A 21,831-nucleotide genomic window follows, 5' to 3' on the forward strand; every position below is an offset into this window, starting at 1 on the left:
CGGCGCCCCGGGGGGCGCGCTGCCGCCCCCCCGGGGCCCCGCGCGCCCCCCCCCCCCCCCCGGGCCCCGGGGGGGGGGGGGGGGCGCCGGCGGGGGGCCGGCGCGACGACCGGGGCTGGGACGACGGGTACGACCGGGCGCCGCGCGGCGGTCAGACCGGTGGCGGCTCGGGTGGTGGCGGCAACGGCACCGTGAAGTGGTTCAACGCCGAGAAGGGCTTCGGCTTCATCGAGCCCGACGACGGCAGCGCCGACGTGTTCGTGCACTTCTCCGCGATCGCCGACACCGGCGGCTACCGGGAGCTCGCCGAGGGCCAGCGGGTGGACTTCACCTCGCGCCCGGGTGACCGAGGTCCGCAGGCCGACGCGGTGACCCCGCTGGGCGGCGGTGGCGGGAGCCGGCGTGACGACCGCGGGAGCCGGCGCGACGACCGGGGCTGGGACGACGGGTACGACCGGGCGCCGCGCGGCGGTCAGACCGCTGGCGGTGGCGGCAACGGCACCGTGAAGTGGTTCAACGCCGAGAAGGGCTTCGGGTTCATCGAGCCCGACGACGGCAGCGCCGACGTGTTCGTGCACTTCTCCGCGATCGCCGACACCGGCGGCTACCGCGAGCTCGCCGAGGGCCAGCGGGTGGACTTCACCTCGCGCCCGGGTGACCGGGGTCCGCAGGCCGACGCGGTGACCCCGCTCGGCGGCGGTGGCGGGAGCCGGCGTGACGACCGCGGGAGCCGGCGCGACGACCGCGGAGGCTGGGACAACCGGCGCGACGACCGGCGCGACGACCGCCGGGACCGCGCGCCGCGCGGGGGCAACGTCTCCCGCAGCGCGGCGCCGGCCGGCGCCGGTGGCGGCACGGTGAAGTGGTTCAACGCCGAGAAGGGCTTCGGGTTCATCGAGCCCGACGACGGCAGCGCGGACGTGTTCGTGCACTTCTCCGCGATCGCCGACACCGGCGGCTACCGGGAGCTCGCCGAGGGCCAGCGGGTGGAGTTCACCAGCAGCCCCGGTGACCGCGGGCCGCAGGCCGACGAGGTCCACCCCCGCTGACGCACCGGCCGGCCGGGACCCCTCCGGGGGCCCCGGCCGGTCGCGTCCCGGCCCCCGGCCGGCGCCGGGTCGTGCTACGACTGGCGGGTGCTCGGCAGAGGCGACCTCGGCGGGGGCGACGTCAGCGGGGGAGCGGCGACCGCTCCGGACCGGCCGGCGCCCGCCGTCCGCCGCCCGCACCTGGGCCGCGAACTGGTCATCGGCCTGGCGACCTTCGCCGTCTACAGCTGGGTGCAGGCGCTCGGCGGGGCGGCACGGCACGCCCGGGCCGAGCGGAACGCGCGGGAGCTGTTCGACCTCGAGCGCACGCTGCACCTGGACGTCGAGCGGACGCTCAACACGTGGCTCGCGCCGCACCGCACGCTCACCGTGCTGGCCAACTACGAGTACGCGCTCACCTACGTGCTCAGCGCCTTCCTGCTGCTGGGCTGGGTCTGGTGGCGGCGCCCGGACGTCTACCGCTGGGCGCGCACCTCGTTCGTCTGGCTCAACCTGCTCGGCTGCCTGGGCTTCGCGCTCTACCCGCTGATGCCCCCGCGGCTGCTGCCCGGGGCGGGTTTCGTCGACACGGTGCTCCAGCACCGCACGGTCGGCTCCTGGGGCTCCCCGCTGGTGGAGCACGCCAACACCGTCGCCGCGATGCCCTCGCTGCACGTGGCCTGGGCGCTGTGGGTGAGCGTCGTGCTGGCGCTGATCTCGGGGGGTGCGCGCACCCAGCTGGTGAGCGCCGTGCACGTCGCGGTGACCGTGCTGGTCGTGCTGGCCACCGCCAACCACTGGGTCCTGGACGTCGCGGGAGGAGCAGCAGCGGTGGCACTGGCGATCCGGCTGGCCGGTCGACGACCCGGCGCGCCGCCGCGGGTGCCCGCGGCCGACGCGTTCTTCCTGCACGTGGAGACGCCCGGGGCGCCGCAGCACGTCGGCGGGGTCGTGCTGCTGGACACCAGCGCCCGGCCCGGCGGTGCCCCCACCCGGGAGGAGGTCGAGGCGCGGATCCGGTCGGTGCTGCCGCACCTGCCGCGGTTCCAGCAGCGGCTGTCGGCGCCGTCGCGGTGGCGCCGCCCGACCTGGGTCGGGGCCCCGGACCTGGACTGGGAGTGGCACGTCCCGCTGGACGACCTCACCCGGCCCGACGGCCGGCCCGGCGGCATGGCCGCGTTCGACGCGCTGATCGCCCGGATCGCCGCCACCCCGATGCCCCGCGACCGCCCGCTCTGGCAGTTCCGCGTGGTGCACGGCGTGGACACCGACCGGGCGGCGGTCGTGTTCGTGGTGCACCACGTGGTCGCCGACGGCATCGGCACGGTGCTGCAGTCGCTGCAGATCCTGGAGCCCGAGCTGCCGCCGCTGGGCGGGGAGCGGCCGCGGCCGGGCGCGCTGCAGGTGCTGGCCGGCACGGTGGCCGGCATCGCGCAGCTGGCCACCGACGGGTCGCCGTCCGGGCGCTTCCCGGTCAGCGGCACCGGCGCCCGCGACTTCACCACCCTGGTCGTGCCGCTCCCCGAGGTGCGGGCGGTGGCCCGCGGGGTCGGCGCCCGCATCACCGACGTGCTGCTCACCGCGGTCGCCGGCGGGCTCGCCCGGGTCACCGCCGACCGCGCCGGCCTGCCCGGCACCGTGCGCGTCTCGGTGCCCCTGGTCATGCGCGACCCCGGCTCGGCCGCGGAGGGCAACGCGACCGCGGCGGTGATGGTCGACCTGCCGCTGCACGGGGTGGGCGACGGGTACGGCGAGCGGCAGCGGCTGGCCGAGGTCGCCCGGCGCGCGGAGCGGCTGCGCGGCGGATCGCGGGCGCTGGCCTCCCGGTTCGTGATGTCCGACGTCGCCGAACGGCTGCCGTACCCGCTGCACCGCTGGTTCGCCCGCACCGTGTACGGCCCGCGCACCTTCTCCGCGGTGGTGTCGAACATGCCCGGGCCCGACGCCCAGCTGTACGTGACCGGCGCCCGCATCGTCTGGGCGGCGCCGCTGCTGCCGCTGGCGCCGGGCACGCCGCTGGCCGTCGGGGCGCTGGGCTGGAACGGCGACCTGGTGGTGGGCCTGGCCGTCGACCCCGCGCTGGTGCCCGACGCCCGGGCGCTGGCCGCGGCGATGACCGAGGTGCTGGCCGAGCTCGGCGGTGCCCCCGTCCAGGCGCCGGCTCAGTCCCAGGCGAGCACCAGCAGCAGCTCCAGCCGGACCGTCGGGTCCTCGAGCGCGGGACCGAACAGCTCGCGCAGGCGGGCCAGCCGGTAGCGCACCGTCTGCGGGTGCACCCGCAGGTCCGCGGCGACCGCCCGGTTGTCGCCCATGTGCACCAGCCACGAGCGCAGGGTGTCCTGCAGCTGCGGGCGGGAGTTCGCCGCGGCCGCCGCCAGCGGCGCCAGCCGGCGGCTGCGCAGCGTCTCCAGCAGCCGGGGCTCGCGGTGCACCAGCAGCGAGCCGAGGTGGTCGTCGACGAACACGGGGGTCGCGCGCAGCACCCCGGCGCGCGTCAGGTCGGTGGCCACCCGCGACATCCGGGCGCACATCGGCAGCGCGTCCACCGACACCACCGGGCCGACGACGGCCGGGCAGTCGCGCAGCACCTGGCTGAGCAGCTCGCGGCGCTCGGGGGAGTCGGGGTCCGGGACGACGGCGCCCTGCACGGTCTGGGTGCGGAACCGCAGGCTGCGGGGGCCCAGCCGGGTGATCGCCCGGCGGGAGGCCTCGTCCTCGGCAGCGGCGAGCACGACCGTGGCGGTCTCCGGCAGCGGCCAGCCGGCCCGGCGGGCGGCCGAGCGGACCGCGGCGCTGTCGGACCGGTCGGACAGCAGCAGCTCGACCAGCTCGTCGCGCAGCCGCTGCTGGGCCAGCGCCGCCTCCTCCTGCTCGGCGACGAAGCCGGCGGCCGCGGCGGAGGACAGGTGGTCGACCAGCTCGAACAGCGCCCCGCCCAGGACGGCGAGCACCTCCGGGTCGACGGCGCGCGCCAGGGCGACCGCGGACACGTGCCGCCAGGCCACCCGGGCGCCGGCCTGGAAGGCGCCCAGCAGCGTCGGCAGGGAGAAGCCCGCCCGCCACTGGCTGCGTCCGACCTCCTCGAACAGCGGCTGCACGGCCTCCGCGCCCACGCCCTCGAGCCCCGCACCGCCCTCGGGCCCGGCGTCCCCCTCGATCCCGGCGTCCCCCTCGATCCCTGCGCTGCCGCCCGCGCCGGCGGCCGTCACCAGCCGGCGCATCGCCACCTCGCCGGCGGCCAGCACCTCCAGGTCGCGCTCGGTGAGCGCCGCGGCGTACTCGGGGGCCACCGCCTGGAGCTCGGCGGCCACGTCGTCCAGCAGCTCCGGCAGCCCGGCGATCAACCCGGGCAGCAGCCCGGCGAGCGCGTCCGCGCGGGATGCGGCAGGATCGGTCACGTCTGCTCCAGGTCGCCCGGTACCGGCGTTGTTCCCGCCGTGCGTTTGTCCCAGCGTGACAAATCGACCCCCTGCGGGTCGACCTCTGGCAACAACCTGCGCGCCGGACGCACAATTCGACCCGATCGGCGGACAGGCTGTTCCCCGTGCCGTCCGGTCCGATCACCTCGCCCGACCCGGTGGGAACCGCCCCGGGCGGGGCTGCCTGCGAGGACGACGGCGCGGTGACCGGCGCGGCTGCCGGGCGCGACCCCGGGAGGCGGACCGCGCACGCCGTCGCCAAGGAGCAGGCGGAGAACTTCCCGGTCGCCCTCCGGGTGCTGCCCGCGCGGCTGCGCGCCGACCTGCAGGCCGTCTACGACGTGCTGCGGCTGGTCGACGACCTGGGCGACGAGGCCCCCGGCGACCGCACCGCGCAGCTGCGGGCGTGCTCCGCGGAGCTGGCCGACCTGTGGCGCGGCGCGCCGGTGCGCACCCCCGCGCTGGCCCGGCTGGCACCGACCGTGCGCGCCCGGGGGCTGTCCGAGGAGCCGTTCCAACGGCTGGTGCAGGCCAACCTGCAGGACCAGGTCGTGACCCGGTACGCCGACCTCGACGCGCTGCTGGGCTACTGCGACCTGTCGGCCGCGCCGGTCGGGCGGATCGTGCTGGAGCTGTTCGGCGCCTCGACCCCGCAGCGGGTCGCGCTGTCGGACCGGGTGTGCAACGCGCTCCAGCTGCTGGAGCACTGGCAGGACGTGGCCGAGGACCGCCGCGCCGGCCGGGTCTACCTGCCGCAGGACGCGCTGGCCGCCGCCGGGGTGCCCGAGACCGACCTCGACGCCGCCACGACCAGCCCCCGGCTGGCCCGGCTGGTGCTCGCGCAGGTCGCCGTCGCCGAGGAGCTGCTCACCGCCGGGCCCCTACTGGTGCGCGAGCTGCGCGGCTGGGCGCGGGTCGCCGTGGCCGGTTTCGCGGCCGGCGGGCTGGCCACCGTGGACGCGCTGCGGAGGGCGGGTGGCAGTGTGCTCGCCGGACCCCCGCGGCCGCGGCGCAGGGACGTCGTCCGGCATGCGGCCGCCCTGCTGATCGGAGCCCGACGATGACCTCCACCGTGGCCCAGGCCTACGCCGAGTGCGTGGACATCACCCGCCGGGAGGCCGGCAACTTCTACTACGGCATCCGGCTGCTGCCGGCCCGCAAGCGCGCGGTGCTCTGCGCGGTCTACGCGCTGGCCCGGCGGATCGACGACATCGGCGACGGCGACCTGCCGGAGCCGGAGAAGCTCGCCGGCCTCGCCGAGGTGCGCGCCTCGGTGCGCGACGTGGCCGCCGGCGGCAGCGGCGCCGACCCGGTGCTCGCCGCGGTCGCCGACGCGGTGCGCCACCACCCGATCCCGCTGGACGCCTTCGAGGAGATCATCGACGGCGCGGAGATGGACGTGACCGGTCACCGGTACGCCACCTTCGAGGAGCTGGTCGGCTACTGCCGCAACGTGGCCGGGTCGGTCGGCCGGCTGTGCCTGGGCGTGTTCGGCAGCAGCGACCCGGTGCGCGCCCCGCGGTACGCCGACGCGCTGGGCATCGGGCTGCAGCAGACGAACATCCTCCGCGACATCCGCGAGGACCTGCGCAACGGCCGGGTCTACCTGCCCGCCGAGGACCTGGACCGGTTCGGCGTGGAGCTGCGCGTCGACGAGCGGGGGGCGCTGGCCGACCCCGACGGCGGGCTGGCCCGGCTCGTCCGCGCCGGCGTCGAGCGGTCCCGCGGCTGGTACGACCAGGGCGACCTGCTCACCCCGCTGCTGGACCGGCGCAGCGCCGCCTGCACCACCGCGATGGCCGGCATCTACCGCGAGCTGGGCGACCAGATCGCCGCCCAGCCGCAGCTGGTCTACACCCAGCGGCTGTCGCTGTCGGGGCGGCAGAAGGCGAGCGTCGCCGTCCGCTCGCTCATCGGGCGGAGCGCATGAGCAGCGCGCTGGGGGCGCCCGTGCACGCAGCGAGCGACGCCGGCCGCCGGGTGGTGGTCGTCGGCGGCGGGCTGGCCGGGCTCACCGCCGGGCTGGCGCTCGCCGACGCCGGCTGCGCGGTGACCCTGCTGGAGGCCAAGCCGCGGCTGGGCGGGCTGACCACCTCCTTCCGCCGCTCCTCGCCCGTCGGTGAGCTGGACGTCGACACCGGCCAGCACGTCTTCCTCCGCTGCTGCACCGCCTACCTGGAGCTGGTCGAGCGGCTCGGCGTCCGCGACCAGGTGCACCTGCAGCCCCGGCTGGACATCCCGGTGCGCACCCCCGGCCGCGACCGCACCTGGCGGCTGCGCCGCAGCGGCGCCCCCGCGCCGTTCCACCTGTCCTCGTCGCTGGCGCGCTACTCGGTGCTCGGCCCGGCCGACCGGCTGCGCGCGGTGCGCGGCGCGCTGGCGCTGCGCCGGGTCGACCGCGACGACCCCGCCACCGACGCGCAGAGCTTCGGTGGCTGGCTGGCCCGGCACGGCCAGAACGCCGCCACCACCGCCGCGATGTGGGACCTGGTCGGCATCGCCACCCTCAACGCCCGCGCCGAGGACGCCTCGCTGGCGCTGGCCGCCACCGTGTTCCAGGACGGGCTGCTCACCGACCCGGCCGCGGCCGACATCGGCTGGGCGCTGGCGCCGCTGGGCGCGCTGCACGGCACGGCGGGGGAGCGGGCGCTCAGCGCGGCCGGCGCGCAGGTGCGCACCGGCGCGAAGGTCACCGGCCTGGACCGGGACGGCGCCGGCTGGACCGTGGCGGTCCGGGACGCCGACCCGCTGGCCGTGGACGCCGTCGTCCTCGCCGCGCCGCCGCCGGTCACCGAGGCGCTGCTGCCGGCCGGTGCGCTCGACCTCCCCGCGGGCTGGGCCGACCGGCTGGGTGCGGTGCCGATCGTCAACGTGCACGTGGTCCTCGACCGGCCCGTGCTGGCCGAGCCGTTCCTCGCCGGCGTCGGCAGCCCGGTGCAGTGGGTGTTCGACCGCACCCGGCAGTCCGGGCTGGCCGACGGCCGGCACCCCGGCGCCCAGTACCTCGCCGTGTCGCTGTCGGCGGCCGCCGACCTCGTCGACCGCCCCGCCGCCGAGCTCGTCGACGAGCAGCTCGCCGCACTCCGGGCGCTGCTGCCGGCCGCCGCCGGCGCGCAGGTGCTCGACGCCTTCGTCACCCGCGAGCGCACCGCCACGTTCGCCCCGCTGCCCGGCAACGCCGCTCATCGCCCCGGCCCCCGCACCCGAGCCCCGGGACTCGTGGTGGCCGGCGCCTGGACCGCCACCGGCTGGCCCGCGACGATGGAGGGGGCGGTCCGCAGCGGTGCGGCCGCCGCGCAGGACCTCCTCGCGCAGCTGCCCAGCCGCACCGCCCGAGGAGGAACAGCCGCATGACGACGATGGTCACGCCCCTGCTGCACCGCAGCCGCGACGCCGTCGAGCCCGCACTGCGGGCGGCGGTCGACCGGCTCGACCCGACGACCCGGGCCCTGTCCGCCTACCACCTGGGCTGGACCGAGGCCGACGGCACGCCCCGCCGGGAGGCCGGCGGCGGCAAGGCGCTGCGCCCGGCGCTGGTGCTGCTCGGCGCGGAGGCCTGCGGCGGCACGGACGCCGACGCCGTGCCCAGCGCGGTGGCCGTGGAGCTGGTGCACAACTTCTCGCTGGTGCACGACGACCTGATGGACGGCGACACCGAGCGCCGGCACCGCGCCACCGTGTGGGCGGTGTGGGGCAGCGCCAACGCGATCCTCACCGGCGACGCGATGGTGGGCCTGGCGCTGGAGGTGGTGCTCGACAGCGGCTCACCGCACGCCGTGGCGCTGAGCCAGACGCTGCTGCGGGCCACCCGCGAGCTGATCCGCGGCCAGGTCGAGGACCTGCAGTTCGAGCAGCGCGCCGAGGTGACGCTGGACGAGTGCCTGCGGATGGTGGCCGGCAAGACCGGCGCGCTGATCGCCGCCAGCGCCGGCATGGGGGCGCTGGCCGCCGGGGCCCCGCCGGCCACCGTCGCGGCGCTCACCCGCTACGGCGACCACCTGGGCACCGCCTTCCAGCTGGTGGACGACCTGCTCGGCATCTGGGGCGAGCCGGCGGTCACCGGCAAACCGGTGCTCAACGACCTGCGCTCGCGCAAGAAGTCCCTGCCGGTCGCCTACGCGCTGTCCCAGCGCTGCGACGGGCGGGACGAGCTGGCCGACTGGCTGCGCACCCCGCCCGCACCGGCCGGCGACGCCGCCGGTCCCGCCGAGGAGGCCGGGCTGCGCCGCGCCGCCGAGCTGGTCGAGGCCTGCGGCGCCCGCGCCTGGACCGCCGCCGAGGCCCGCCGGCAGGTGGACGCCGCCCGCGCGGCGCTGGACGAGGTCGACCTGCGGCCCGTCCCGCGGGCCGAGCTCGACGCGCTCGCCGACTTCGTCGTGGGCCGGGAGCACTGATGAGCCTGCTCACCGATGCGCGGACGCCCGGTGAGCTGGGCGGCCCGGCCCGCGCCACCGAGGCCCTGCACCGGGCGGTGGCCCACCTGCGCTCGCTGCAGGACCCCGCCGGCTGGTGGAAGGGCGAGCTCGAGACCAACGTGACCATGGACGCCGAGGACCTGCTGCTGCGCGAGTTCCTCGGCATCCGCGGCGAGCAGGAGACCACCGAGGCGGCCCGCTGGATCCGCTCCCAGCAGCGGGCCGACGGCTCGTGGGGCACCTTCGCCGGCGGGCCGGCCGACCTGTCGGTCACCGTCGAGGCGTGGGTGGCGCTCCGGCTGGCCGGCGACGCCCCGGACGCCGAGCACATGCGCCGGGCCGCCGGGGTGGTGCAGTCCCTCGGCGGGGTCGAGCGGGCTCGGGTGTTCACCCGCATCTGGCTGGCGCTGGTGGGGCTGTGGTCCTGGGACGACCTGCCGGTGATGCCGCCGGAGCTGGTGCTGCTGCCGGCGTCGGTGCCGCTGAACGTCTACGACTGGGGCTGCTGGGCGCGCGGCACGATCGTCCCGCTGACCGTCGTCGGGTCGCTGCGGCCCTCCCGCCCGGTCGCCTTCGGCATCGACGAGCTGCGCAGCGGCGCCCGCCCGCCCCGCTTCGACCCGGCCTGGACGTGGACCGGCGCGTTCCAGCGGCTGGACCGGGTGCTGCACCACTACGAGCGCCGACCGGTGCGCTGGCTGCGCCGGCACGCGGTGGCCGCGGCGCTGGAGTGGGTCGTCGCCCGGCAGGAGGCCGACGGCGGGTGGGGCGGCATCCAGCCCCCGTGGGTCTACTCGCTGCTGGCGCTGCACCTCTCCGGCTACCCGCTCGACCACCCGGTGATGAGGGCGGGGCTCGCCGGCCTGGCGGGCTTCATCGTCCGCGAGGAGACGCCGGACGGCGTCGTCCGCCGGCTGGAGGCCTGCCAGTCGCCGGTCTGGGACACCGGCCTCGCCGTCGTCGCCCTGCTGGACGCCGGCGCCCCCGCCGACGACCCGGCCGTGCTCGCCGCCGCCGACTGGCTGCTCGCCGAGGAGGTGCGGGTGCCCGGCGACTGGGCGGTGCGCCGGCCGGACCTGGCGCCGGGCGGCTGGGCGTTCGAGTTCGCCAACGACGTCTACCCCGACACCGACGACAGCGCCGAGGTCGTGCTGGCGCTGCGCCGGGTCGACCACCCCGAGCCCGACCGGGTGCGCGGCGCGCTGGACCGCGGCCTGGCGTGGGTGCGCGGCATGCAGAGCCGGGACGGCGGGTGGGGCGCCTTCGACGCGGACAACACCGGCGCGATGCCCGCCCGGCTGCCGTTCTGCGACTTCGGCAACCTCACCGACCCGCCGTCGGCCGACGTCACCGCGCACGTGGTGGAGATGCTCGCCGCCGAGGGCCTGGCCGGCACCGAGGACTGCCGCCGCGGCGTGCAGTGGCTGCTGGACGCGCAGGAGGCCGAGGGGTCCTGGTACGGCCGGTGGGGCGCCAACCACCTGTACGGCACCGGGGCCGTCGTCCCGGCGCTGGTCGCCGCGGGGCTGCCGGCCGACCACCCGGCGGTCCGCCGCGCGGTGGCCTGGCTGGAGGCGCACCAGAACGCCGACGGCGGCTGGGGTGAGGACCTGCGCTCCTACACCGACCCAGCGTGGATCGGCCGCGGCGACTCGACCGCCTCCCAGACGGCCTGGGCCCTGCTGGCCCTGCACGCCGCGGGGGAGCGCGGGCCGGCGGTCGACCGCGGCGTCCGGTGGCTGGTGGACACCCAGCGGCCCGACGGCACCTGGGACGAGCCGCAGTTCACCGGCACCGGCTTCCCCGGCTTCTTCTACATCAACTACCACCTCTACCGGCTGGTCTGGCCGGTGCAGGCGCTGGGCCGGGTGCTCGGGGTGGCGGCATGACCACCCCGGTGGTGGCCACCCCGCTGCGCGTCGAGCACGCCGCGCTCGCCGGGCGGGTGCCCGGCGCCCGGGTGCTGCGCACCGGGATGGGCCCGGCCCGGTCGGCCGCCGCCGACCTGTCCGGCGCCTCCGCGGTGCTGGTCGCCGGCGTGGCCGGGGCGCTGGACCCGGCGCTGGAGCCGGGCGACCTGGTGGTGGCCGCGGAGCTCCGCGGGCCGGACGGCGCGGTCACCCCGTGCCCGGCGGCGCCGCTGCTGGCCGCGGCGCTGCGCCGGCGGGGCCTGCGGGTGCACGTCGGGCCGCTGGCCACCGTGGACGGGGTGGTCACCGGCCGGCGCCGGGCCGAGCTCGCCGCGACCGGCGCGCTGGCGGTCGACACGGAGTCCGCGGCGCTCGCCGCCGGGGCCGGCGTGCCGGTGTCCGCCGTCCGGGCGGTCGTCGACACCCCGCGGCACCCGCTGGTCTCCCCGGGCACCCCGGCCCGCGGGCTCCGCGCGCTGGCCGCGCTGCGCCGGGCCGCCCCGGCGCTCGCCGAGTGGGCCGCCGCCGCCGGCGACCGCGAGGTGCGGCTGGCGAACCCGCGGTCGTTCTGCGCCGGCGTCGAGCGCGCCGTGCAGGCCGTCGAGCGGGAGCTCGACCGCGCGGAGGCGCCGGTGTACGTCCGCCGGCAGATCGTGCACAACGCCCACGTGGTGGCCGGCCTCGAGGCCCGCGGCGCGGTGTTCGTGCAGGAGGTCGACGAGGTCCCGGCCGGGGGCACCGTCGTCCTCGCCGCGCACGGCGTCGCCCCGCAGGTGCGCGCCGACGCCGCACGGCGGCAGCTCGCCGTCGTCGACGCCACCTGCCCTCTCGTGACCAAGGTGCACAGCGAGGTGCGCCGGTACGGCGGGCGCGGCGACACCGTCTTCCTGATCGGCCACGCCGACCACGAGGAGGTGGTCGGCACCCGCGGCGAGGCGCCGGCCGCGGTGGTCGTCGTGGCGGACGCCGCGGCGGCCGAGCGGGTGCAGCCGGCCGATCCCGACCGGGTCGCCTACGTCATGCAGACCACGCTCGCCGTCGACGAGGCCGAGGAGGTCGCCGCGGTGCTGCGCCGCCGGTTCCCCGCGCTGTCGGCGCCGCGCAGCGACGACATCTGCTACGCCACCACCAACCGGCAGCGCGCCGTCCGGGAGGTGGCGGCGGCCAGCGACCTGGTGCTGGTCGTCGGGTCGGCGAACTCGTCGAACTCCGTCCGGCTGGCCGAGGTCGTCGAGGCCGACGGCGTCCGCGCCCACCTCGTCGACGACGCCGGGCAGGTCGACCTGCGCTGGCTCGCCGGCGCCCGCCGCGTCGGCGTCACCGCCGGCGCCTCCGCTCCGCCGCACCTCGTCGACGCGCTGGTCGGCGCGCTGCGGGGTCTGGGGGACGTCTCGGTGAGCAGCGCCGACGGTGCTCGCGAGGACGTCTCGTTCGCCCTGCCCCGGGAGGCAGCCCGCCCGGGGAACCGTCCTGAGGAGATGAACTGACATGGCCATGCCGATGCGCCAGACCGTGCGGCTGGGCACGTACGTGATGAAGCAGAAGATCATGCGGCGGGAGAAGTACCCGCTGCTGGTCGAGCTCGAGCCGCTGTTCGCCTGCAACCTCAAGTGCGTCGGCTGCGGCAAGATCCAGCAGCCGCACACCCTGCTCAAGCAGCGGATGCCGGTCGAGCAGGCGGTCGGGGCGATCGAGGAGAGCGGCGCGCCGATGGTCTCCATCGCCGGCGGCGAGCCCCTGATGCACCCGCAGATCGACGAGATCGTCCGCCAGCTGCTCGACCGCGGGAAGATCGTCTTCCTGTGCACCAACGCGCTGCTGATCCCCAAGCACCTGCACAAGTTCACCCCGCACAAGAACTTCTCCTGGATGGTGCACATCGACGGGCTGCGCGAGCGGCACGACCACTCGGTGAGCAAGGCCGGCGTGTTCGACCTGGCGGTCTCGGCCATCCAGCAGGTCAAGGACGCCGGGTTCCGGGTCATGACCAACACGACGTTCTTCGACACCGACACCCCGCAGGACGTCATCGACGTGCTCGACTACCTCAACGACGAGCTCGGCGTGGACAACATGCAGATCTCGCCCGGGTACGCCTACGAGAAGGCGCCCGACCAGGAGCACTGGCTGGGCGTCGAGCAGACCCGCGAGCTGTTCAAGAAGGCGTTCGGCGAGGGCCGCCGCAAGAAGTGGCGGCTCAACCACTCGCCGATGTTCCTCGACTTCCTCGAGGGCCGGGTCGACCTGCAGTGCACGCCGTGGGGCATCCCGTCGTACTCGCTGCTGGGCTGGCAGAAGCCCTGCTACCTGCTCGACGACGGTCACGTGAGCACCTACAAGGAGCTCATCGAGACCACCGACTGGGACTCCTACGGCCGCGGCCGCGACGAGCGCTGCAGCAACTGCATGGCGCACTGCGGCTACGAGCCCTCGGCGGTGCTGGCGACGATCGGGTCGTTGAAGGAGTCGCTGCGCGCCGCGAGCTCGGTGTGACCGGGTTGCTCGCGCAGGTCGGGTGCCCGGCCGACCTGCGCGCGCTGGACGCCGACCAGCTGGCCGACCTCGCCGCCGAGGTCCGCCGCACGCTGGTCGAGACCGTCTCGCGCACCGGCGGGCACCTGGGGCCGAGCCTCGGCGTGGTCGAGCTGACCCTGGCGCTGCACCGGGTCTTCGACTCGCCGCGGCACCCGGTCGTCTGGGACACCGGCCACCAGTCCTACGTGCACAAGCTGGTCACGGGCCGGGCGCACGCCTTCGGCACGCTGCGCCAGCCCGGCGGCGTCTCCGGGTACCCGTGCCGCGCCGAGAGCGAGCACGACTGGGTGGAGAACAGCCACGCCTCCACCAGCCTGAGCTACGCCGACGGCCTGGCCCGGGCTGCCGTGCTGCGCGGTGAGGACGACGCGTGCGTGGTCGCCGTGGTCGGCGACGGCGCGCTCACCGGCGGGATGTGCTGGGAGGCGCTCAACAACCTCGGTGCGGGGCCGCGGCGCCCCGTCGTCGTGGTGCTCAACGACAACGGCCGCTCCTACGCACCGACCGCCGGTGGGCTGCCCGCGCACCTGGCCGCGCTGCCCGGCGGCTCGGTGTTCGAGGCGCTGGGGCTGGCCTACCTCGGGCCGGTCGACGGGCACGACCTCGCCGAGCTGGAGGACGCGCTCACCGAGGCCCGCGACCTCCGCCGGCCGGTGGTGGTGCACGTGCGCACCAGCAAGGGGCGCGGCCACCAGCCCGCCGAGACCGACGAGCTGGACCGGCAGCACGCCGTCGCCCCGCCGCGCACCGGTCCGCAGCGCCCGTCCTGGACGTCGGTGCTCGCCGCGGAGCTGGTCGAGGTGGGCTCCCGCCGCCGGGACGTCGTCGCGCTCACCGCGGCGATGCTCGAGCCGACCGGGCTGGCCCCGTTCGCCCGCGCGTTCCCCGACCGGGTGGTCGACGTCGGGATCGCCGAGCAGCACGCCGTCACCGCCGCCGCGGGGATGGCGATGGGCGGCCTGCACCCGGTGGTGGCGCTGTACGCCACGTTCCTCAACCGGGCGTTCGACCAGGTGCTGCTGGACGTCGCGCTGCACCGGCTGCCGGTGACCTTCGTGCTCGACCGGGCCGGCGTGACCGGCAGCGACGGCCCCAGCCACAACGGCATGTGGGACCTCTCGGTGCTCGGCGTCGTCCCCGGCATGCGGGTGGCCGCCCCGCGCGATGCCGCGCGGCTGCGCGAGCTGCTCGGCGAGGCGGTCGCCGAGGACGGCGGGCCGACCGCGCTGCGGTTCCCGAAGGGGAGCCCCGGCCGCGACCTGCCCGCGGTCGGCCGGATCGGTGGCGCCGACGTGCTGACCGCCGACCGCGCGGCCGACGTGCTGCTGCTGCCGGTGGGGCCGATGGCCGAGCCGGCGCTGCGCGCGGCGGAGCTGCTGCGGGCCGCCGGTGTGGGGGCCACGGTGGCCGACCCGCGGTGGGTGCTGCCGGTCGACCCGGCGCTGGTGGCGGCCGCGGGCGGGCACCGGCTGGTCGTGACGGTGGAGGACAACGGGGTGGCCGGCGGGTTCGGCGACGCGGTGGGCCGGGCGCTGCGGGCCGCCGCCGCGCCGGCCGAGCTGCTCACCCTGGGCCTGGCGCAGGACTTCCTGCCGGTCGGCGTCCGCGACCAGCTGCTGGCTGAGCAGGGGTTGTCGGCGGAGCGGATCGCCGAGGCGGTGCTGGCCCGGCTGGACCCACCGTCCCGCGTCCGCGCCCTCGCGTGAGGCGGGTCTAGGAGAAGCGGCGGGCGAGGGCGCGGTAGGTGGCGGGCGCGGTGGCCGCGAGCCGCGCGGGCACGGTGAGCCAGCGCGGCCGGATCGTGCGGGCCCGGCCGGTGCGCAGCACGTCGAGCACGGTTCCAGCGACCCGGTCGGCGGGCACCGGCCGGGGCACCCGCCGGTCGTAGGGCAGCCCCCGGGTGGCGAAGAACCCGGTCTCGACCACCCCGGGGAGCACCGTCGACACCCGCACCCGGGCGGGCCGCAGCTCCTCGCCGAGCAACGGCGCGAACGCCTCCACGGCGGCCTTGGTCGCGCTGTACACGCTCTCGCCGGGCACCCCGACCGCGGCGGCGATCGAGGAGAGGAAGACGACCGCGCCGGACCACGCCGGGTCCGCGGCGGCCTGGTCGGCCATCACCTCGGCGGTGGCGCGGGCCAGCAGCAGCTGGCTGCGGACGTTCACGTCGACCAGCTCGGCGATCCGGTCGACGGTCATCTCCGCGACCGGCCCGGCGTGCCCGACGCCGGCGTTGGCGACCACGGCGTCCAGCCGGCCGTGCCGCTCCACGGTGCGGGCGACCAGCCGGGCCGGCAGGTGCGGGTCGCACAGGTCGCCGGGCAGCGCGGTGGCGCCCAGCGGTCCGGCCACGGCGGCCAGCGCCGCGGCGTCCCGGCCGCTCACCACCACGTGCGCGCCGGCGGCGGCCAGCGCCCGGGCGGTGGCCGCCCCGATGCCGCGGCTCGCGCCGGTGACCAGGACGACCGCTCCCGCCAGCTGCATGGCCCCACCTTGCCGCAGCGGGCCCCGGACGCGACGACGGCCGCCCCCGGGTCGGGGACGGCCGTCGTGGCGGGGTGCGGCTACGCGGTGGGGACGTCCGCCGGGGTGGGGAGGTGCGCCGGGCGCAGCCGCAGCTGCACGCCGTTGCGGCGCAGCGCACGCCAGCCCCAGAACGTGCAGACCGCGACGGTGAGCACGGTGAGCAGCGGGCTGAAGACGCCGCGGGAGAGCAGACCGGCGTTCACGCTGTTGTGCAGGAACGCCAGGCTCATCCCGGCGTCGACGAGCCGGCCGAGGCCCCAGAGCAGGGCGACCTGGACGAACATCGTCCGGACCGGCTTGCGGTCGATGACGTGGTGCGGCACGTGCACGAAGTCGCGAGCCAGCTTGAGGGTGATCGGCCGGCCGATCAGCGCGCTGCCCACGAACAGCAGCGCCATCACCGCCGAGCCGAGGGCCGGCTGGATCAGGTAGACGAAGGCGCTGGAGGTGGCCAGCGCGATGGCCGCGCGGCCGGAGAGCATGCTCACCGCCAGCAGCATGGTGCCGGGCATCTGCCGGCCGCGGAACCAGCGGACGGCGACCGCCAGGTAGCACCAGCCCAGCGCAGCGCCCATGGCCGCCCACAGCCCCGCGGTGGGCAGCAGCACCGCCAGCAGCACGGTCGGGACGACGACCGTCTCCAGCAGGAGGCGCACGGCCCGCAGGATCGTCCGCTTGACGCCGACGATCTCGATGACCAGTTCCTGGTCGACCGGCGGGGCCTTGGTCAGCGCGGTCGACCCGCTGCGGGCGGCCTCCGCCTCGACCAGCGGCGCCACCAGTGCGGCATCGGCCGGGTGCGGGCCGGGCACGGGGGTGGCGCTGCGGGAGTGCTTGGGGAAGAAGCTCACGCGTGGTTCCTCGCTCGAGGTCGACAGGCCAGGGTCAGGGGGACCGCGTCCTGCCGATGGTGGCACGCAATCTTCAAGATCGGGCAGTGCTCACAGCTTCAGGGGCCACGTCTCGGTGGATGGTCGGGGAGTGGGCGAGTCCCACCGCTCCCAGGAACAACAGGAGCCCCGACGATGCCACTGCAGCAAGAGTGCCCACTCCGGTCGGCGGTTGAACATGGAATGCGAGGACGCCGAACAGGTAGCTCACGAGCGGGTTGGTGACCGACATCGCAGCCACCGCGACGGGCAGCGCGCCGGCGGCGTACGCCTGCTGCCCCAGCAGCAACCCCAGCACCGTCGACACCGCGAGCGTGTAGCCCGGCCAGTCGGTCGCGGTGGCGACCACCCCGCGCTCGAGCAGGTCGGTCGTCGTCAGCTTGATCAGCATCGCGCTGGCCGCGAAGCAGATGCCGGCACCCGCGCCGACGATCGCCGAGTGCGCGGTGGGCTCCCGGCCGCGGGCCACTGCGAGCAGCAGCAGGACGACGCCCAGGCTCACCACGAGGCACAGCAGCACCTCGCCGCGCTCCGCGCCCCCGTCGGTCGGAGCGGCGCCGCGCACCGAGAGGAACACCGCGATGCCCGCGCACATCGACAGCACCGCCAGCCAGTCGCGGCGCAGCGGGGCCCGCCGGCTCCAGATCGACATCAGCGGCAGGGTGAACAGCAGCTGGGTGGTCATCAGCGGCTGGACGAGCGCGACCGACCCGAGGTGCAGCGCCAGCGCCTGCACGAAGAAGCCCAGCAGGTTGGTGACCCAGCCGATCAGCCAGATCGGCTGGCGCAGCAACCGGCGGACCAGCAGCAGCACCGGCAGCAGCCGGGTGACCGCGCCGCCGTGCTCGGGGTGGTGCAGCCCGCCGGCCACGACCACCCGGGAGGCGTGCTGCTGGAAGGTGGCCGAGGTCGCGAACAGCAGCGCCGCCAGCAGGGCGGTGAGGGAGGCGACGACCATCGCGGTCAGTCTGCCGTGAGCGCGGCGTCCTGTGCACCGGTGCCGCACCGGTGCGTGGACCGGGTGCGGCCGACCCCCTCGACACGCCGCGGCGCGCGGCCCAGGGTGGGGGTGCAGGCCGGCGGCGGAGGAGGAGGTCCCGTGGACCAGGGGCAGCAGCAGCGCATCGCGACCGGGCAGGGCTTCTTCGCGGCGCTGGACCAGAGCGGGGGCAGCACGCCGGGGGCGTTGCGGCTCTACGGCGTCCGGGACGACGAGTGGTCCGGGGACGCGGAGATGTTCGACCTCGTGCACCGGATGCGCGAGCGGGTGCTGACCAGCCCGGTGTTCGACGGCCGCCGCGTGCTCGGCGTGATCCTGTTCGAGCAGACGATGGAGCGTCAGGTCGACGGGCTGCCGGCGGCGCGGTACCTGGCCGAGCGCAAGGGGATCGTGCCGTTCCTCAAGGTCGACCGCGGCCTCGCCGCCGACGCCGACGGCGTGCAGCTGATGAAGCCGATCGAGGACCTCGACGCGCTGCTGGCGAGCGCGACCGCCCACGGCGTGTTCGGCACCAAGATGCGCTCGGTGGTGCACCTGGCCGACCCAGGCGGCGTCGCCGAGCTGCTGGACCAGCAGTTCGAGGTGGGGGCGCGGATCGCCGGCGCGGGGCTGGTGCCGATCCTGGAACCGGAGGTCGAGATCACCAGCCCGGAGCGGGCCGAGGCCGACCGGTTGCTGCTCGACGGGCTGCTGGCCCGGCTGGACGACGTCCCGGCGCCGGTGCTGCTGAAGCTCTCGCTGCCGGCCGTCGACGGCTCCTGGACGCCGCTGGTCGAGGACCCCCGGGTGCTGCGGGTGCTCGCGCTGTCCGGTGGCTACGCGCGGGCCGAGGCGGTCGAGCGGCTGGCCCGCAACCCCGGGGTGATCGCCAGCTTCTCCCGGGCGCTGCTCGAGGGGCTGGCCGCCCAGCAGCCGGCGGCGGAGTTCGACCGGACGCTGGACGGCGCGGTCGAGGCGATCTACCGGGCGTCGCTGACCTGACCTACGGTCGGCGCCATGGCTGACGACCAGGACGTGCTCGACGGCGTCGACCCGGCGGTGGGCCCCAGCGGCACCGGCTGCGCGGAGTGCGAGGCCCACGGCGGCTGGTGGTTCCACCTGCGCCGGTGCGCCGCGTGCGGCCACGTGGGGTGCTGCGACTCCTCGCCCGCGCAGCACGCGACCGGGCACGCCCGGACCACCGGCCACCGGTTCGTGCAGAGCTTCGAGCCCGGCGAGGAGTGGTTCTGGGACTACTCGACCGAGCGGCTGTTCGACACCGGGCCGCAGCTGGCCGCACCGACGTCCCACCCGGCCGACCAGCCGGCGCCGGGACCGGCCGGCCGGGTGCCGGGCGACTGGGTACAGCGACTGCACCGCTGATCACCGGCCCGGTCAAGCCGCTGCCCGACGTGGTCGGGCCCGGCCTCGACGTGCTGTTCTGCGGCATCAACCCGTCGTTGACGTCGGCGGCCCGCGGCCACCACTTCGCCCGGCCCGGCAACCGGTTCTGGCCGGCCCTGCACCGGGCCGGGCTCACCCCGCGGCTGCTCACCCCGGACGAGGACAGGGAGCTGCTCGGCTACGGGCTGGGCAGCACGAACCTCGTCGACCGGCCCACCCGCACCGCCGCCGAGCTGACGCCGGAGGAGCTGGCCGGCGGGCTCGCCGCGCTGGGGGAGCTGGTGGCGCGGTTCCGGCCTCGGCGGGTCGCCGTCCTGGGGATCACCGCGTGGCGGCAGGCCGCCGGCCGGCCCAGGGCGGTCCTCGGGGTGCAGCCGGAGCGGATCGGCGGCGCCGAGACGTGGGCGGTGCCCAACCCCAGCGGCCTCAACGCCCACCACCAGCTGGCCGACCTGGCCGACTGGTACGCCCGGCTCCGCCCCTGACCGCCCAGGCGGTTAGCGGGCGGTCGATCGGGCAGGTACCCGGGCAGTGCGCGGGCGGAGGCCTGCCCGCACGGCCCACGACCGGCGTTCCGGAGGAGACCGATGAAGGCGATGACCTACCGCGGCCCGTACAAGATCAGGGTGGCGGAGAAGGAGATGCCCCGCATCGAGCACTCCAACGACGCGATCGTGCGGGTGACCCTGGCGGCGATCTGCGGCTCCGACCTGCACCTCTACCACGGGCTGATGCCGGACACCCGGGTCGGCCACACCTTCGGCCACGAGTTCATCGGCGTCGTCGAGCAGGTCGGTCCGTCGGTGCAGAACCTGCAGGTCGGCGACAAGGTGATGGTGCCGTTCAACGTCTTCTGCGGCTCGTGCTGGTTCTGCGCCCGCGGCCTGTACTCCAACTGCCACAACGTGAACCCCAACGCCACCGCCGTCGGTGGCATCTACGGCTACTCGCACACCACCGGCGGCTACGACGGCGGCCAGGCCGAGTACGTCCGGGTGCCGTTCGCCGACGTCGGCCCGGTGAAGATCCCGGACTGGATGCACGACGAGGACGCCGTCCTGCTCACCGACGCCTCGGCCACCGGCTACTTCGGCGCCCAGCTCGGCGAGATCGTCGAGGGCGACACGGTCGTCGTCCTGGGTGCCGGGCCGGTCGGGCTGATCGCCGCCCAGTCCGCGTGGCTGATGGGCGCCGGCCGGGTGATCGTCGTCGACCACCTGGAGAACCGGCTGGAGAAAGCCCGGGAGATGGCCTACGCGGAGACCATCAACTACGACGAGCACGCGGACGTCGTGGTCGAGCTGAAGAAGCAGACCGACTACCTGGGTGCGGACGTCGTCATCGAGGCGGTCGGCGCCGAGGCCGACGGCAACGCCCTCATGCACGTCACCGGCACCAAGCTGAAGCTGCAGGGCGGCTCGCCGGTCGCGCTCAACTGGGCCATCGACGGCGCCCGCAAGGGCGGCACCGTCTCCGTCGTCGGCGCCTACGGCCCCGTGCCCAACGCGGTCAAGTTCGGTGACGCGCTGAACAAGGGCCTGACGCTGCGGATGAACCAGACGCCGGTCAAGCGGCAGTGGCCGCGGATGTTCGAGCACGTGCGCAACGGCCACCTCACCCCGCGGGCGATGGTCACCCACCGGTTCCCGCTCGACGACATCGCCGAGGCCTACCACGTGTTCTCGGCCAAGCTCGACGGCTGCATCAAGCCGCTGATCCTGCCCAGCGCGGCCTGAGGAGGAGACCACCGTGACCGAGTCCGACGTCCCCAGCGCCTACGTCCGCGACAAGCGCACCCCACCGCCCACCCGCGAGGAGCTCCGGGCCCGCATCCCCGGCTGGGGCGCGGACCTCGACCCCGCCGACCGGCCGTCGTCCCCGAAGCTGCAGTACCCCGCCGACACCGGCGCCCACTGGGACTTCCCGGAGCGGCAGCCCGGCGCCGAGGGCCGCGAGCGCTCCATCGAGCACGCCTTCGTGACGCCGGTGTTCGGCACGGCGCAGCCGCTGCACGGGGCGTCCGGCGCGATCCGCCGGCTGGCCTACGCCCGGTTCAGCGAGGGCCGGCTCGCCCACTGGATGCTGCTCATCGTCGGCGACCGGGTCGACTCCTGGGGCAGCCAGCTGAGCTCGCTGCTCAGCGGCCACCCGGACAACCCGATCACCGAGACCGGGGTGCGCACCGAGCTGACGCACGACGGGGCCGGCTCCCGGACGGGCCGCTCCGACGCCCGCCACCAGGTGGTCGACCCGGTCCTGGTCGCCGGCCCGTACGTTGCCGCCGCGGGCGCCGCGGTGCTCGGCGTCCGCGCGCTGGTCCGCGCCGTCCGCCGCTGAAACCGGTCGCCGGTCACGGGCGGCGGCGCTAGCGTCGCCGCCCGTGACCGCACGCACCTACCGGGTCGTCGTCCGCGGCGTCTTCGACGGCCTGGACGACGACACCCGCACCGCCCTGCTCGCCACGGCAGCCGACCACGACATCTTCGCCTCCCGGTTCACCGAGGAGGGCACGCTGACCTACGACGAGCAGCTGTCGGCGTTCAGCCACCGGGTGGTCGTGCGGGTCGACCCCGGACCCGACGAGGAGGCGCTCGCCGCCACGGCCGGGGAGCTGTCGGCGCTGGCCGCGCTCGAGCGGCTCGGCGTCGGGCACCGGCGGCTGCGCTCCAGCGTCACCAGCACCGACGACGTCACGATCCGCCGGCGGTGACCCGGGTGCGGTGAT

At 76.3% G+C, this 21,831-nt stretch carries 20 protein-coding genes and 2 pseudogenes; 18 read left to right on the forward strand and 4 right to left on the reverse strand.

Annotated features, from left to right (window positions below):
• Positions 1-191: 191 nt before the first annotated feature.
• From AB0J00_RS21460 to AB0J00_RS21475, 4 genes and pseudogenes are all read left to right on the forward strand, one after another.
• Positions 192-371: pseudogene (locus AB0J00_RS21460) on the forward strand (cold shock domain-containing protein); the annotation flags it as partial.
• 132 nt (positions 372-503) lie between these two features.
• Positions 504-683 (forward strand): annotated as a pseudogene (locus tag AB0J00_RS21465) (cold shock domain-containing protein); the annotation flags it as partial.
• 174 nt (positions 684-857) lie between these two features.
• Positions 858-1,049 (forward strand): cold-shock protein, encoded by a 192-nt coding sequence (locus tag AB0J00_RS21470; RefSeq protein ID WP_357749084.1) that lies wholly within the window; start codon positions 858-860, stop codon positions 1,047-1,049.
• Between the two features lie 87 nt (positions 1,050-1,136).
• Entirely contained in the window at positions 1,137-3,284 is a 2,148-nt protein-coding gene (locus AB0J00_RS21475; protein ID WP_357749010.1) for a phosphatase PAP2 family protein, read from the forward strand.
• On the opposite strand, the gene AB0J00_RS21480 is transcribed toward AB0J00_RS21475, so the two are convergent.
• On the reverse strand, positions 3,191-4,426 hold the full coding sequence (locus AB0J00_RS21480) for a helix-turn-helix domain-containing protein (protein ID WP_357749012.1): 1,236 nt from the start codon (positions 4,424-4,426) through the stop codon (positions 3,191-3,193). The genes AB0J00_RS21475 and AB0J00_RS21480 overlap by 94 nt on opposite strands.
• A gap of 146 nt (positions 4,427-4,572) precedes the next feature.
• On the opposite strand from AB0J00_RS21480, the gene hpnC reads away from it, so the two are divergent.
• From hpnC to AB0J00_RS21520, 8 genes are read left to right on the forward strand one after another with little or no spacing between them, the layout of a single operon-like run.
• Complete coding sequence (gene hpnC / locus AB0J00_RS21485; protein WP_357749014.1) at positions 4,573-5,511, forward strand: squalene synthase HpnC; 939 nt, start codon at positions 4,573-4,575, stop codon at positions 5,509-5,511.
• Entirely contained in the window at positions 5,508-6,377 is an 870-nt protein-coding gene (gene hpnD, locus AB0J00_RS21490) for a presqualene diphosphate synthase HpnD (RefSeq protein ID WP_357749016.1), read from the forward strand. Before hpnC ends, hpnD begins: the two co-directional genes overlap by 4 nt.
• Positions 6,374-7,801, forward strand: coding sequence for a hydroxysqualene dehydroxylase HpnE (gene hpnE / locus AB0J00_RS21495; RefSeq protein ID WP_357749019.1), 1,428 nt, complete (start codon positions 6,374-6,376; stop codon positions 7,799-7,801). Before hpnD ends, hpnE begins: the two co-directional genes overlap by 4 nt.
• On the forward strand, positions 7,798-8,841 hold the full coding sequence (locus AB0J00_RS21500) for a polyprenyl synthetase family protein (protein ID WP_357749021.1): 1,044 nt from the start codon (positions 7,798-7,800) through the stop codon (positions 8,839-8,841). The genes hpnE and AB0J00_RS21500 overlap by 4 nt, the downstream gene beginning before the upstream one ends.
• The gene (gene shc / locus AB0J00_RS21505) at positions 8,841-10,751 is read left to right on the forward strand and encodes a squalene--hopene cyclase (RefSeq protein WP_357749023.1); all 1,911 of its coding nucleotides are present in this window, start codon (positions 8,841-8,843) and stop codon (positions 10,749-10,751) included. The genes AB0J00_RS21500 and shc overlap by 1 nt, the downstream gene beginning before the upstream one ends.
• Positions 10,748-12,259 (forward strand): 4-hydroxy-3-methylbut-2-enyl diphosphate reductase, encoded by a 1,512-nt coding sequence (gene ispH / locus AB0J00_RS21510; protein WP_357749026.1) that lies wholly within the window; start codon positions 10,748-10,750, stop codon positions 12,257-12,259. Before shc ends, ispH begins: the two co-directional genes overlap by 4 nt.
• Position 12,260: 1 nt before the next feature.
• A complete protein-coding gene (gene hpnH / locus AB0J00_RS21515; RefSeq protein WP_357749029.1) occupies positions 12,261-13,265 on the forward strand; it encodes an adenosyl-hopene transferase HpnH in 1,005 nt (334 codons plus the stop codon).
• Positions 13,262-15,013 (forward strand): 1-deoxy-D-xylulose-5-phosphate synthase, encoded by a 1,752-nt coding sequence (locus AB0J00_RS21520; protein ID WP_357749032.1) that lies wholly within the window; start codon positions 13,262-13,264, stop codon positions 15,011-15,013. The genes hpnH and AB0J00_RS21520 overlap by 4 nt, the downstream gene beginning before the upstream one ends.
• Positions 15,014-15,020: 7 nt before the next feature.
• Here the strand turns inward: AB0J00_RS21520 and AB0J00_RS21525 are convergent, their stop codons facing one another.
• The 3 genes from AB0J00_RS21525 to AB0J00_RS21535 form a co-directional block, all read right to left on the reverse strand.
• Complete coding sequence (locus AB0J00_RS21525) at positions 15,021-15,791, reverse strand: SDR family NAD(P)-dependent oxidoreductase (protein WP_357749034.1); 771 nt, start codon at positions 15,789-15,791, stop codon at positions 15,021-15,023.
• An 80-nt stretch (positions 15,792-15,871) separates the two neighbouring features.
• Positions 15,872-16,684 (reverse strand): VC0807 family protein, encoded by an 813-nt coding sequence (locus tag AB0J00_RS21530; RefSeq protein WP_357749036.1) that lies wholly within the window; start codon positions 16,682-16,684, stop codon positions 15,872-15,874.
• 73 nt (positions 16,685-16,757) lie between these two features.
• A complete protein-coding gene (locus tag AB0J00_RS21535) occupies positions 16,758-17,681 on the reverse strand; it encodes a DMT family transporter (RefSeq protein ID WP_357749038.1) in 924 nt (307 codons plus the stop codon).
• A gap of 141 nt (positions 17,682-17,822) precedes the next feature.
• On the opposite strand from AB0J00_RS21535, the gene AB0J00_RS21540 reads away from it, so the two are divergent.
• From AB0J00_RS21540 to AB0J00_RS21565, 6 genes are all read left to right on the forward strand, one after another.
• Positions 17,823-18,704 carry a fructose bisphosphate aldolase gene (locus AB0J00_RS21540; protein ID WP_357749040.1) on the forward strand — a complete coding sequence of 294 codons (882 nt, stop codon included), beginning with the start codon at positions 17,823-17,825 and terminating at the stop codon, positions 18,702-18,704.
• Positions 18,705-18,719: 15 nt separating this feature from the next.
• Positions 18,720-19,085 (forward strand): UBP-type zinc finger domain-containing protein, encoded by a 366-nt coding sequence (locus AB0J00_RS21545; RefSeq protein ID WP_357749043.1) that lies wholly within the window; start codon positions 18,720-18,722, stop codon positions 19,083-19,085.
• Between the two features lie 29 nt (positions 19,086-19,114).
• A complete protein-coding gene (mug, locus tag AB0J00_RS21550; RefSeq protein WP_357749046.1) occupies positions 19,115-19,591 on the forward strand; it encodes a G/U mismatch-specific DNA glycosylase in 477 nt (158 codons plus the stop codon).
• 102 nt (positions 19,592-19,693) lie between these two features.
• Entirely contained in the window at positions 19,694-20,842 is a 1,149-nt protein-coding gene (locus tag AB0J00_RS21555) for a zinc-dependent alcohol dehydrogenase (protein WP_357749049.1), read from the forward strand.
• A 13-nt stretch (positions 20,843-20,855) separates the two neighbouring features.
• The gene (locus AB0J00_RS21560) at positions 20,856-21,443 is read left to right on the forward strand and encodes a hypothetical protein (RefSeq protein ID WP_357749052.1); all 588 of its coding nucleotides are present in this window, start codon (positions 20,856-20,858) and stop codon (positions 21,441-21,443) included.
• A 43-nt stretch (positions 21,444-21,486) separates the two neighbouring features.
• Positions 21,487-21,816: a DUF6204 family protein gene (locus AB0J00_RS21565; RefSeq protein ID WP_357749055.1), complete on the forward strand. Its 330-nt coding sequence runs from the start codon at positions 21,487-21,489 to the stop codon at positions 21,814-21,816.
• Positions 21,817-21,831: the final 15 nt, after the last annotated feature.

The sequence above is a fragment of the Modestobacter sp. NPDC049651 genome (genome assembly GCF_040659695.1).
In the GTDB taxonomy this organism is placed as follows: domain Bacteria; phylum Actinomycetota; class Actinomycetes; order Mycobacteriales; family Geodermatophilaceae; genus Modestobacter.